This window comes from Paractinoplanes ovalisporus, assembly GCF_016834655.1.
GTDB classification, from domain to species: Bacteria; Actinomycetota; Actinomycetes; order Mycobacteriales; family Micromonosporaceae; genus Actinoplanes; species Actinoplanes ovalisporus.
In genome coordinates, this window is the sequence record NZ_JAENHP010000003.1 from 23,622 (window position 1) to 36,410 (window position 12,789).

Sequence of the window (12,789 nt, forward strand, 5' to 3'; positions counted from 1 at the left end):
GGGGCATGAAGCTTCTGCTGCCCGACACCGTGGACCTGACCCTCGACCTGCCGTCGGAGGTGGAGGCCGTCCGTTATGCGGCCGCCCGCCCGATCCCCGAGGAACACGCGGACGCGGACGCGCTCGTCATCTGGAACAACCCCGCCGGCCAGATGCGCGACGCGGCCCAGCGGCTCAAGCAGCTGCGCTGGGTGCAGACCCTGGCCGCCGGCCCCGACGCCGTGGTGGCGGCCGGTTTCGCCCCCGAGGTCGTCATCACATCGGGCCGCGGCCTGCACGACGACACGGTCGCCGAGCACACGCTGGCGATGACCCTGGCCGCCGTACGGCACCTGCACGTCCTGCAGCGCGCCCAGGCCGCCCACCACTGGGCCGACGAAATGCGCGAACTCCAGGCGGCGCCCGGCACCGCCCGGTTCTACACGCTGCGCGACGCCCACGTGGTGCTGTGGGGCTTCGGCGGCATCGCCAAGACCCTGACCCCGCTGCTGACCGCGCTGGGCGCCCGCGTCACCGGCGTGGCCCGCACGGCCGGCACCCGCGACGGCATCGAGGTGGTGACCACCGACGCGTTCCCGACCCTGCTCCCGACGACCGACGTGCTGATCAACATCCTGCCCGCGAGCCCCGCCACCCGGCACGTGCTCAACGCCGACGTGCTCGCCCAGCTCCCTTCGCACGCGTGGGTGGTCAACGTGGGCCGAGGAGCCACCCTGGACGAGGAGGCGCTGCTGGACGCGTTGCGCGAGGGCGCGATCGGCGGGGCGGCGCTCGACGTCTTCGAGGAGGAACCCCTGCCGGACGACTCGGGCCTGTGGAACGAGCCCAATGTCATCGTCACCCCGCACGTGGCCGGCGGCCGTCCCCTGGGAGCGGCGGCCCTCGTCAGCGAGAACTTGGTCGCATTCCGGGAGGGCCGCTCGCTGCGCAACGTCGTCGGACGTTAGCGTCGCCTGACCAGACGGACGACCGAGCGGGGCAGGGCCATGACGAGGGTGATCGGCACCGAAGCGGAGTTGCGCGAGTTCGTGGCGGCGCCGCCCCGCTTCATCGCCGAGAAGGGCATCGACCACATCGACCCCGAGTCACGGCGTTTCATCGAGCTGAGCCCGTTCTTCCTGCTGGCCACCTCGGCCGGCGACGGCACGTGCGACGTCTCCCCGCGCGGCGACCCGGCCGGGAGTGTGCTGGTGCTCGACGACCGCACGCTGGCGTTCGCCGACCGCAAGGGCAATGGGCGCTTGGACAGCCTGCTCAACATCGTGCAGCGCCCCCGGGTCGGGATGCTGTTCATGGTGCCCGGGTCGGGCGACACCGTGCGGGTCAACGGCCGCGCCCGGATCGTGGCCGAGGCGTCCTACCTGGGCCGGATGACGATGAAGAACGTGACTCCGCAGCTGGCGGTCGAGGTGGTGGTGGAGGAGCTGTTCCTGCACTGCGCGCGGGCGTTCAGCCGGTCCCGCCTGTGGAACACGTCAACGTGGCCGTCGAGGGCCGACGTGCCCAGCGCCGGCACCATCGCCAAGAGCATCTCGGGCACGGAGGTCGAGGCCAAGGTCATCGACGAGGCCCTGAACCGAGCCGCCCAGGACGCCTACTAGGCCTCCCGGGCGGTCGGCTTGCGTCTGGACCTAAAGGGACGACGCGGCCAGCTTGTCGGGGTTGCCGAAACGGTGGGCGGTGATGCTGACCGCCTGCTCGTGCAGGAACGGCAGCATCTCGATCCGGCCCGCCTCGGTCACCGGGCCCGACCACACGGCCAGGTCGGGACGGCCCTCGGTGGCGCGGGCCAGGGCCTCGAACGACCCGCCGATCAGGCGCACCCGCGACACGCCGCGCAGGCTCGCTGCGAATGTGGCGTCGTCCTCCACCCGTACGGTCGCCGGGATGGCCTTTGTGAGGTCTTCCGGCAGCGGGGAAGCTACCGACACCAGCATCGGCGCTCCGGCCCGGACGCCGGCGGCCACCACCCGCAGCAGCTCGGCCACCGGGGAACCGGCGGACAGCCGCACCGTTACGGGTACGGGCAGGTAGCGCAGCACGTTGCGTTCGGCCCACAGGCCCGACACGTCCGACTGCCCGAAATGGCCGGACCAGGCGGCGGCGTCGCTGCGGGCGGCGCGGGCCAGCATGTCGGAGTCGGGGAGTGCGGCCACGAGCGCCCGGACCTGGGCGTTGTCGATGTCGGCGGCAGCGGTCGCGGGCGCCGACTGCCAGCCGGTCAAACCAACCAGATAGTTGGGACCGCCCGCCTTCGTGCCGGGGCCCACGGCCGAGCGCTTCCACCCGCCGAACGGCTGCCGCCGCACGATCGCGCCGGTGATGCCGCGGTTCACGTACAGGTTGCCCGCCTGCACCCGCTCGAGCCAGGTCGCCAGCTCGGCCGGGTCGAGCGAGTGCAGACCCGAGGTCAGGCCGAAGTCGACATCGTTGACCAGGTCGATCGCCTCGTCCAGGGTGGCCGCGGTCATGATGCCGAGCACCGGGCCGAAGTATTCGGTGCGGTGGAACTCCGACCCCCGGGCCACGCCGTCGCGGATGCCGGGGCTCCACAGGCGGCCGGTCTCGTCCTTGCGGGCGGGTTCGAGCAGCCACTTCTCGCCGGGGCCGAGCTTCGTGAGGCCGTCCAGCAGCTTGCCGGCGGCGGGTTCGATGACCGGACCGACCTGGCTGCGGGCGTCCGACGGCCAGCCCACGGTGAGCGACGACGCCGCGTCGAGCAGCTGGTGCCGGAACCGCTCGGACTGCGCGACCGAACCGACGAGGATGACCAGCGAGGCCGCCGAGCACTTCTGGCCGGCGTGGCCGAACGCGGAGTGCACCACGTCCTTCACGGCCAGGTCGAGGTCGGCGCTCGGGGTCACGATGATCGCGTTCTTGCCGCTGGTCTCCGCGAGCAGGGGCAGGTCGGCGCGGAACGAACGGAACAACTGCGCGGTCTCGTACGCACCGGTCAGCACCACCCGGTCGACGAGCGCGTGGGCGATCAGGTCACGGCCCAGGCTGTTCTCCTCGACCTGCACCAGCGTGAGCAGGTCGGCGTCCGGCAGCACCGGCTTGATGATCTCGGCCAGGAGGGCGCCGCAGCGTTCGGCCTGCCCGGCCGGCTTGAGCGCGACGGCCGAGCCCGCGGCCAGGGCCGACAGCACCGAACCGGCGGGGATCGCTACCGGGAAGTTCCACGGCGGCGTCACCAGGGTCAACTTCTCCGGTACGGCCACCGCGCCGTCCACGTCGTCCAGCTGCGCGGCCAGTTCCCCGTAGTAGTGCGCGAAGTCGACGGCCTCGGACACCTCGGGGTCGGCCTGGTCGGCGGTCTTGCCGGTCTCGGACGCCATGACCTCGATCAGGTCGGCCCGCCGGAGTTCCAAGGCCTCGCCGATCTTGTGCAGGATCGCGCCCCGCTCGGCCCCGCTCAGCGCACCCCACGCGGAGGCGGCGGCGACAGCTGCCCCGAGCCGGTCGTCGAGGCGGCGGGAATCGGTCACCCGGGCCGCGTCGATCGTGGCCACGCCGATGGTGGAACCGGGCACACGGGCGAGCACTGAGCGAACGAGCGAGCGGTTGTCCGCCACGGACGGGTCGGTGTCCGGTGCGTTGTCGAAGTGTCCAACCTGCGCGGGGGCGACCGCGGCGTGGCGGTCGGCGACCCGGTGCGGCGCCGGCACGTCGGTGTCGAGCGCGGACAGCGACGCCAGGAAACGGTCACGTTCGCGCGCGAACAGTTCGGCCGAACTGTCCAACTCGAACACCGCGGACATGAAGTTGTCGCTCGACGCGCCCTCCTCGAGGCGCCGGATCAGGTACGCGATGGCGACGTCGAACTGCTCCGGCCGTACGACCGGGGTGTAGAGCAACAGGCCGCCGACCTCGCGCCGGACCACTTCGGCCTGGCCCTCGGCCATGCCGAGCAGCATCTCGAACTCGATGCCCGCGCGCACACCGCGACGGCCGGCGAGCAGCCATGCGTACGCAACATCGAACAGGTTGTGCCCGGCGACGCCCAGACGAACATTGCCGATTCGCTCAGGATGCAATGCGTATTCGAGCACCCGCTTGTAGTTGGTGTCCGTTTCCTGCTTGCTGCCCCAGGTCGCCAGCGGCCAGCCGTGCACCGTCGCCTCGACCTGCTCCATCGGCAGGTTCGCGCCCTTGACCAGGCGCACCTTGATGCCCGCGCCGCCACGCTGACGCCGCACGGCCGCCCACTCCTGCAGCCGGACCATCGCCGAGAGTGCGTCGGGCAGGTAGGCCTGCAACACGATGCCGGCCTCGAGGTTGTGCAGTTCGGGCTTGTCGAGCAGCCGGGTGAACACGGCGATCGTCAGGTCGAGGTCCTTGTACTCCTCCATGTCCAGGTTGACGAACTTGCGCGTACGCGCAGTGGCGGCCAACGTGAACAACGGCGTGAGCTGCTCGACGATCTCGGTGACGGCCTCGTCGAACGCCCACGGGTTGTGCGGGGCGACCGTCGACGACACCTTGATGGACACGTAGTCGACGTCGTCGCGGCCGAGCAGGCGCTCAGTCTCGCGCAGCCGGCGTGTCGCCTCGCCGCGGCCGAGCACGGCCTCGCCCAGCAGGTTGACGTTCAGCCGTACGTCACGCCGCTTGATCTTCGCGATCGCGCGGCCCAGCTTGGCGTCGGTGGCGTCCACGATCAGGTGGCCGACCATGCGGCGCAGCACGCGGCGGGCGATCGGCACGACCACGCCGGGCATCACCGGCGCGAGCGCACCGCCGGCCCGCACCGCGGCGCGCAGGGGAGCGGGGAGGAAACGGGGGACGTCCGGCGCGAGGGCGGCCAGGGCGCGGGCGCTCACCCGTACGTCTTCCGGCCGCACCACACCGTCGACGAACCCGACGGCGAACGCCAGCCCCTTCGGGTCGCGCAGCACACCGGCCAGCTGCGCGGCGGAACCGGTGGCCTTGATCGTGGAGGCCTCGTGCAGCCACCGCCGGACCAGGGCGATCGCCTCGTCGGCGAGGTCGGCATCGGGGGCCGGGGTGGTGGCCGGCGACTGGGCGACATCAGACATGCCGAAAGTGTCCTTCCGGGATCCGTTCAGGAAAAGCGACGGTTTTCGACGGGTACTCTTCAGTTCTGCTTAACTAATGTTGGGAGGCGGCCCGTGCTGGAGATCCGGCGTCTCGTTCTGCTGCGTGAGCTGGCGATCCGCGGCACGATCGCGGCCGTCGCGGAGGCGCTCAACTTCTCCCCGTCGGCCGTGTCGCAGCAGCTCAGCCTGCTCGAAAAGGAGGCCGGCCAGCCGCTGCTGCGCAAATCGGGCCGCGGCGTGCAGCTCACCCCGCAGGCCGAGGCGCTGGTCGAGTCGGTCGGCGAGATCCTGGACAGCCTCGAACGTGCCGAGGCCGGCCTGCAGGCCTCGGTGACTCGCGTCAGCGGCCGGGTGCGGGTCGCCGTCTTCCAATCGGCCGCCCTCGCCCTGATGCCCGCGACACTGCTCGCCATGGCGTCCCGCTTTCCCGACGTACGCGTCGAAATGGTGCAACGCGAGCCCGAGGAGGCCTTGCGCGAAACCTGGGCCCGCGACTTCGACATGGTGATCGCAGAGCAGTACCCGGCCCACGCCGCGCCACACCATCCCGGCCTCGACCGCCGCCCGTTGACCACCGACGCGATCCGGCTCGCGTTGCCCGCCGTCGAGACCGCCCTGCACCCGGTCGCGTCGCTCGGCGAGGCCCGCCTCATGCCCTGGGTGATGGAGCCGAGGGGAACCGCGTCCCGCCATTTCGCCGAGCAGCTCTGCCGTTCCACCGGTTTCGAGCCCGACGTACGGTACGAGACCGCCGACCTGCAGGCCCACATCCGCCTGGTCGAGTCGGGCAACGCCGTGGCGCTCATCCCCGACCTGGTCTGGATGGGCCGCGACACTTCGTGCCGCCTGCTCGACCTGCCCGACCTCCCGCGCCGCACCATCTTCACCGCCCAGCGTGTGTCCGGCGCCGCCTCCCCGGCCGCCCGGGCCCTGCGCGAGACGTTGGAACAGGTCGCCGTCGGGGCAGGATGAGGACATGGCTTTCCCGTACGCACCCGGCCCGTCCTCCGAGGGCCCACCCGGCGACACCTACGCCGTCCTGCTGCTACGGACCGCCCTCGACCGCGCGGTGGAGGAACTGCGCCGAATCCACTTCTCGGGCTGGATCGCGCCGCCGGAAAGCGGCTGGCTTCCCGTCCTTGCCGTGCCCGGCGACGGGGCGGTGGCCGCGGGCCGGCGCGGCATTGTCGACGTCGGCGCCGAGCTGGCCGCCACCCTCGACACGCCCGCCGTCGCGATCCGGGTGCTCGCCGATCGGCAGCTGGCCCTGGTGGCTTGGTCGGGCGGGGAGGAGCTGGGCCGCTACGTGAGCGATCCGTCCCGCGAGCCCGGCGCCGAGGAGGACACCCTTCCCGACCCGTACGGCGTCTCCCTCGCCCCTGAGCTGGCCGAGCTCTGCGGCCACGCCGATCGCGCCGCCGACATCTCCGACCTGCTCGACGAACCGCTCGACCCCGACAGCTTCATCGAGTCGGAACGGCTGGCCAAGCTGCTCCGGCTGCTCAGCCTGCCCACCTGGCTGGTCGCCGTCGCCACGTTGCCGCGCGACATCCCGACCGGCCCCGGCGCGGCCGAGCTGACCCACTTGGGTCCGCCCCGCTGGCTGGCCCGCCGCACCCGCCGCCGTGCTCCCGCACCTGTCCTGACCGACCCACCCCGCGGCGCTTCCGGCATGGATCCCTGGCTGCTCTAACTGGGTGCCTCCGGGGTGCGCGTTTGCGGTTGTGCGCGCGGTGTCGCTGGGATGCGCGTTTGAGCGGTGCGCGCGCGGTGTCGCTGGGATGCGCGTTTGAGCGGTGCGCGCGTGGTGTCGCTGGGGTGCGCGTTTGGCTGTTGTGCGCGTGGTGTCGCTGGGGTGCGCACTTGGCTGTGTTGAAGGCGGTGGCTTGGACTCCTGGCTGCTTTCGCGGTAGCGCTCCTGCTGCTGCGTTCGTTGCGGCTAACTGCCGTCGAGGATTGTGCTGTAACGCAGGCGCAGCGCACGCTCCGTGCTGGCCGCCGCGGCTACCACACCCAGCGTCACGTTGAGCCAGAGCGGCAGGTCGACCGGGGAAGTGAACGTTCCGAACCTCTCGGCCACCGGCGGGATTCGCGTGATCGACTCGGCCAGCTGGAGCGCGAGCAGGGCCAGCGGGCCGAAGAGCAGAAGCACCGAGAACACGCTGATGCCCCGGCTCAGGCCCGGCCTCTCGCGGTCGAGCCGCGCCCGCCGCCCCTCGGCCGAGGCCGGATCCGGGGTGAGCTGCCGTTCACTGCCGTCGGCGGCGATGAAATGGCAGCGCTTGAGCCCGAACGCCGACTCCTTGACTTCGATGATCCCGCCCTCGGCCGTCCCGTCGTTGACGGGAAACGCGGCCGGGAGTTTCGACTCGGCGATGTGCCGGCCGTCGGCGTACAGATGCGCCTTGCCTTTGCCGTCCTCGGTCGTGAACTGTTGCCAATGCCGCACGTCCACCGAATAGACCACCTGACGCCCGTCCGCATCGACCAGCGGCAGGTGGAAGAGGGCCCGGTTGAGCTGCTGCCACCAGCGGAAAGGTTTCAGGGGGCGGCCGTTCCCAGGCTTGACCCGCTCCGCTGCCTTCCGTCGCTTCCATTCCGTGAGCACGTTCTTTCCTCCTGCCGGTTGCTGACTATCACGCTGTAACAGAGCTCGTAGCTCGAACGCTATCACGGTGTGATAGAAATGACCCGTGACGACGGAGGAGCGCAGCACCCGCGACAAGATCCTCTTGGCCGCGATGGAAATGATCGGCGAAGACGCGGGCGCGTCCCTGAGCGTGCGCGCGGTCGCGGCCCGGGCCGGCGTGAGCACGGGTTCGCTGCGCTACTTCTTCCCGACCCAGCGGGAGCTCCGCGAGGCGGTGATGGCCGGCATCTACGACGCGGTGGCCACCGGCGACCCGATCCACGACAGGTCTATGTCACCTCGCGACCGCCTGGCCGCGAGCCTGCGCCAGGTCCTGGCCCCCGCCACCGTGGGCGACCAGGCGCGCGCGGCCTGGATCAAGGTCTTCGAGGCGTTCATCAGGCCCGACCAGACCGACGAGGCGCGTGCGCGCTACCAGGCCTTCGAGCGCGAGGGTCAGCGCCGGGTCGAGTCGTGGCTGGCCGTCCTGGCCCGGGAGGGCGTCCTCCCCGAGGGTGACAACACCCGGCGGGCACGCTTCCTCAACACCGTCCTCAACGGCCTCTCGATCGAGCGGGCCCTCCCCGCCGACGACACCATCCTGAAGGCCGAGACCGAAACTCTGTACGCAGCCGTCGACGCCGTGCTCAGCGGTACCTGAGCACGGGCGAGGCCTTGTCGTTGATCCACGAGACGACCAGCTCGTGCGCCTCCGGCAGCAGACCCCAGGTGCCGACCCGCTCGATGGCGGCGGCGCGCCCCCAGCCGGTTTTCCGCGCAGTGGTCAGTGCTACGAAGGGGGCGGCAGGCCCGTCGGGGTCGGCGCCCTCGGCATGCTGGATGAACACAAGAAGCAGGAGAAGCGCGGTCGAGCGCTGGATGGGCGTCAGGTTGTGGAACCGATGCATCTCGATTGCGCGGACCCGGGAATCAAACTCGTCCGAGGGGGTCCACACATCGGTCTGATCGTCGTTCCGGGCCCGGATCCACGGCCACGGGTCGTCGATCAGGGGCCGGTAGATACTCTCGAGGACGGCCAGAGCTTCCTCGGGCGCGTCGTCCGAGGTGATCGTGTCGAGGAGGTGCGCGGCTCCGGATCCCAGGCGGGTGTTGTCAAATTTGGCCTGCTTGAACAGGATGCTCCCGCCGTGGATGCGAACATCCTCCGGTGTCGCCCACCCCAGGCGTCGGGCCCACACCTGGGCCGGAGCGAAGTCGGACAGAGTGGAATCGCGCTTGACGCATCCCCAGACCGACGTCGGCGTCTCCCACAGCCGGCCGGCCACCCAGCCTCCCAGCAGGCCGAAGGAGAGGGCGTCTTCAGTTGCGTCACATTGAGGGTCGCGAAAGGCGTCTGCGACGGCCGATGCAAGCCGGCTGGCATTCTCGGGGAGTTCCACTCCCAACAGTGTGCTCAAGGGCCCATCGGCTTCCGACAGGCGTATTCTTTGTGCGCTCGACCAGTCGTAACGGTAGCGGGCGCGGCTCGGCTGTTCGCCGGCCAGTCGTACGCATTCCAGGGCGATCCGGCGAAGCGTTCCCGACCGGAGGCCGAGCTGCGCCGCGACCGACGCGGCGAACTGGAGATAGGTCGCACGCCGCTTCGAGGCGACGGCGGTGTCCAATAGAAGGTCCATGAGCTTGCTCGCACCGCCGTGATGATCCCGTTCCAGTCGATGCACAGCCAGATGGGCCACCGTGCGCCACGAGGCATCCGGAATGCGGTCCTCCAACTGCTCCCAGACCTGCGACGGGCTCGGCCCGACCCGGACGAGGTGCACGGCGGTGAAGTATTCGAGGAATGTACGGTGGGTGAAGCCGTACACGCGCTCGCCGCCGCGCACACCCATCTCGGTGAGCAACCAGGCCCGCCCGGCGCAGTAGTCGAGGAACTGATTGGCCGCGTCCGCCGCCTCGGTCCACCGATCGAAGCGTTCCTCGAGCAGATACTCGATGAGCAGCGTTGCGATCCGCTCCCGGCTGAGCACCTGTCCATTGGCCGGGTCGGAGAACATAAGCCACGCGATCCAGGCTACGGCTGGCCGCATGTGGGTCTCGAACGGCATCGGCACGCTCATCCCGCGGCCCTGATCCCACTGCTCGAACAGCAGCTCCGCGCATTTCTCGTAGATCTGCGCGCGGTTCGGCGGGATGTAGTGCTTCGACTCGTACAGGGAACACAGCAGCGACAGCACGAGCGGGTTGCTGCGCAGATCGGGGATGTCGGCGCTCTCGGTCAGGAACGACTCGGCCAGCCCCTGCTGTTCGCGGTCGAGCGAGAACCAGCGCATCGCGTACGCGGCCACCTGCTCGTCCGTGAACGGCGCGATGCGTACGGCGGCGAACAGGTCGTGGTCGAGCGCCGCCTCGTCATAGCCCACGCTGCGCGATGTCACCACGACGTTGACCAGCGGATAGTGATGGGCGAAGGCTTCGACCAACTCGGCCAGCCGCCGCCGCGCCTCGGCGTCCCCGAGTTCGTCAACCCCGTCGATGATGACGAAGGCCGACCCGTTCAGCAGCAGGTGGTCGATCGCGTCGGCCGGTGGCGTGACGTTGTAGGGATCCTTCGCCACGTCCTCCAGCAGCGCCACCAACGGCCGCCGCGTGGTACGCAACGCCTCCGCGTGCTCGCGCGCGACCACCAGGAACGGCACCCGCCCGGTCATGCCGGGCACGGCGTCGACGGCGAGGTCGTGCGCGAGCTTCGCGGCGAAAGTCGATTTGCCGGCGCCGGGATCGCCGAGCACCACGAAACGCTGATGCTGGTTGAGGGCGTCGGCCGTCGACCGGTTGGTGTCCTCATTAACAAAGAGGAACGTCGGATCCACGTGCAGGTCGGGGTATTCGACGCCGGCCCGGCGGCCTAGGTGGGCGAGCCGCATCTTCGCCCGTACGGCACCCACCTGCGCCCGCAACGTCGTGCTGAACCGGTCGATGGCCCGCAGATCAGGCAGACGCTCCAGCAATTCGTGCTGCCGGGCTGAGGCGGCCGCCAGATCGGCGACCACGCCCACGGCGAACCCGTTGTCGATCGTCTTGTGAGCTCGGATCGCCGACTCCGACGCGGCCGTGAGCAGGTGAATCACGAGATCGACCCCGGTCACCAGCTGCTCGTCGGCCAGATCGAGTCGACTCCGAAGGCTGAGCCGTGCCGTCTGTCGCAGGTTGGCGAGATCGTCTTCCGAACGTCCGGCCAGGTTCCACACCGTGGTCCGCAGCGCCAGATGCTCGAACTGCGGCGACTCCAGAAAGGCGAGATAGGCCGCCCCTTGCGAGGCCGTCAGCGACGCGATAAACCCTTCGAACGTCGTTCGGTCGATCAGCGCCGCCGCGCTGTCGAGCATCGCCTGGCGGCGTATCTTGCCGATCGCGACCTTGCCCACGTAGGACGCCGCGCGCCCGCCGGCCTTGGCCACTATGGATTCGATCGCCACCATCCGGCCGACGCTAACGGACACGCCGCCCCGGAAACCATCACCCGATCAGAGCGAAGCGTTCGCGGGCAACAGGTCCGCGATGCCGATGCGGTGGTAGAACTCCTGGCGGATCCGGTCGGCCACCGCCGACACCACCTCGCTGCCGTCGCGGCTCGGGTCGACGTGGGTGCGGAACGGACGCTCGCCGGCGGGTAGCGACGCCACGCGCACGATCTCGTCGGCGACCGTCTGCGCCTCGCTGCCGGGTGGGATCAGGGCGGCCAGGCGCTCGTTCAGCTCCGCACGCAGGGAACCGTACTTTCCCTCGTACGCAAGCTCCCGCTCCTTGTCCTGAGGCGTGCCCGCGTGCGCGAAGTGGTTGGTGCCCGAGGTGAACGCCCCGGGCACGACGATCGTGGTGTCGATGCCGAAGCGGATCAACTCGGCCGCGTAGCTCTCCGCGAGCGCGTCCATCGCGGCCTTGGCGGCGAAATACGGCGCGAGGAAGGGCGGGTGCCCGCCGCGGGTGGAGGAGCTGCCGACCCAGATCAACAGACCGGTTCCCCGCGTACGCATCCCCGGCAGCACCGCCCGGTTGACCCGCTGGGCGCCGAGGACGTTCACGTCGTACAGGGAAGCGAGTTCTTCCGGCGTGAAAGCCTCGGCCGGTCCCAGCACCATGTGCCCGGCGTTGTGCACGACCATGTCGATCTGGCCGTGCCGGTCGAGCACCTGCCGGACCGCCGCGTCGACCGACGACGAGGACTGGACGTCCAGTTCGACCGTACGGTCTCCGAAAGCCGACGCCGCGGCGGTGTTACGCCCGCCCGGGTCGCGCATGCCGGCCGCCACGACGTAGCCGGCCTGAGTGAGTGATTCCGCGGTGAGCCGGCCGAATCCGCTGGACGCGCCGGTGACCAGGACGACCGTCATCAGATGATCCCCCCGTTGCTGCGGATGGTCTGGCCGTTGATCCAGTGACCCTCGGGACCGGTCAGGAAAGAGATCATCGCGGCCGCGTCCTCGGGGGTGCCCAGGCGCTCCAGCGGCGGCTGCTTGGCCATCCGGTCGATCGTCTCCTGGTCTTTGCCGTCGAGGAAGAAGCTGGTCGCGGTGGGGCCGGGGGCGACCGTGTTGACCGTGATGTCACGGCCGCGCAGTTCGCGGGCCAGGATCAGCGAGGTGGCCTCGACGGCGGCCTTGCTGGCGGCGTATCCGGCGTATGCGGGCAGTTGCAGCCCGACGACCGAGGTGGACACCGTGACGACCGAACCGCCGTCACGCAGCCGCCGGGCCGCCTCGCGCAGCACCACGAAGGTGCCGCGGATGTTGGTGCGGTGCATCCGGTCGAGCGCGTCGAGGTCGAGGTCGGCGATGGGGGAGAGGGTCATGATGCCGGCCGAGTTCACGACGACATCGATTCCCCCGTACGTCTTCTCGCCCAGCTCGAACAGCGCCGCGACCTCTTTCTCGTCGGCGACGTCGGCCCGCCCCGCGACGGCCCGACCACCGGCCGCGGTGATCTCCGCAACCACCTCGTCGGCCAGTTCGGCGTTGCCCGCATAACCGACGACGACCGCGTCGCCCCGGGCGGCCAGCTGCTTGGCGGTGGCCCGGCCGATGCCGCGCGACCCGCCGGTGACGATTGCTACCCGTGCCATGGTCTCTCTCCCTAGCATTG

The 12,789-nt window shown here is 70.3% G+C and carries 10 protein-coding genes; 5 read left to right on the top strand and 5 right to left on the bottom strand.

Annotated elements, in window-relative coordinates; translation table 11 throughout:
• The first annotated feature begins 5 nt into the window (after positions 1-5).
• Positions 6-947, top strand: coding sequence for a phosphoglycerate dehydrogenase (locus JIG36_RS10275; protein ID WP_203375870.1), 942 nt, complete (start codon positions 6-8; stop codon positions 945-947).
• Positions 948-986: 39 nt separating this feature from the next.
• Positions 987-1,601: an MSMEG_1061 family FMN-dependent PPOX-type flavoprotein gene (locus JIG36_RS10280; protein WP_203375871.1), complete on the top strand. Its 615-nt coding sequence runs from the start codon at positions 987-989 to the stop codon at positions 1,599-1,601.
• A gap of 30 nt (positions 1,602-1,631) precedes the next feature.
• On the opposite strand, the gene JIG36_RS10285 is transcribed toward JIG36_RS10280, so the two are convergent.
• Complete coding sequence (locus JIG36_RS10285) at positions 1,632-5,039, bottom strand: bifunctional proline dehydrogenase/L-glutamate gamma-semialdehyde dehydrogenase (protein ID WP_203375872.1); 3,408 nt, start codon at positions 5,037-5,039, stop codon at positions 1,632-1,634.
• 93 nt (positions 5,040-5,132) lie between these two features.
• On the opposite strand from JIG36_RS10285, the gene JIG36_RS10290 reads away from it, so the two are divergent.
• Together JIG36_RS10290 and JIG36_RS10295 are read left to right on the top strand one after the other, a co-directional pair.
• On the top strand, positions 5,133-6,032 hold the full coding sequence (locus JIG36_RS10290; RefSeq protein ID WP_203375873.1) for a LysR family transcriptional regulator: 900 nt from the start codon (positions 5,133-5,135) through the stop codon (positions 6,030-6,032).
• Between the two features lie 4 nt (positions 6,033-6,036).
• Complete coding sequence (locus JIG36_RS10295; protein WP_203375874.1) at positions 6,037-6,753, top strand: hypothetical protein; 717 nt, start codon at positions 6,037-6,039, stop codon at positions 6,751-6,753.
• A gap of 246 nt (positions 6,754-6,999) precedes the next feature.
• Here JIG36_RS10295 and JIG36_RS10300 read toward each other — a convergent pair whose 3' ends face one another.
• Positions 7,000-7,776: a hypothetical protein gene (locus JIG36_RS10300; RefSeq protein WP_307872651.1), complete on the bottom strand. Its 777-nt coding sequence runs from the start codon at positions 7,774-7,776 to the stop codon at positions 7,000-7,002.
• Between JIG36_RS10300 and JIG36_RS10305 the strand changes: the two genes are divergently transcribed.
• Positions 7,754-8,350, top strand: coding sequence for a TetR/AcrR family transcriptional regulator (locus tag JIG36_RS10305; RefSeq protein WP_307872652.1), 597 nt, complete (start codon positions 7,754-7,756; stop codon positions 8,348-8,350). The two genes, JIG36_RS10300 and JIG36_RS10305, sit on opposite strands and share 23 nt — an antisense overlap.
• Here the strand turns inward: JIG36_RS10305 and JIG36_RS10310 are convergent.
• Genes JIG36_RS10310 through JIG36_RS10320 form a run of 3 tightly spaced genes read right to left on the bottom strand, consistent with a single transcriptional unit; the run spans position 8,337 to position 12,769 of the window.
• Positions 8,337-11,129: an NACHT domain-containing protein gene (locus JIG36_RS10310; protein ID WP_203375876.1), complete on the bottom strand. Its 2,793-nt coding sequence runs from the start codon at positions 11,127-11,129 to the stop codon at positions 8,337-8,339. The two genes, JIG36_RS10305 and JIG36_RS10310, sit on opposite strands and share 14 nt — an antisense overlap.
• A 45-nt stretch (positions 11,130-11,174) precedes the next feature.
• Complete coding sequence (locus JIG36_RS10315; protein ID WP_203375877.1) at positions 11,175-12,041, bottom strand: SDR family NAD(P)-dependent oxidoreductase; 867 nt, start codon at positions 12,039-12,041, stop codon at positions 11,175-11,177.
• Positions 12,041-12,769, bottom strand: a complete 729-nt coding sequence (locus JIG36_RS10320) for an SDR family oxidoreductase (protein WP_236046618.1) — start codon at positions 12,767-12,769, stop codon at positions 12,041-12,043. The genes JIG36_RS10315 and JIG36_RS10320 overlap by 1 nt, the downstream gene beginning before the upstream one ends.
• Between the last annotated feature and the right edge of the window lie 20 nt (positions 12,770-12,789).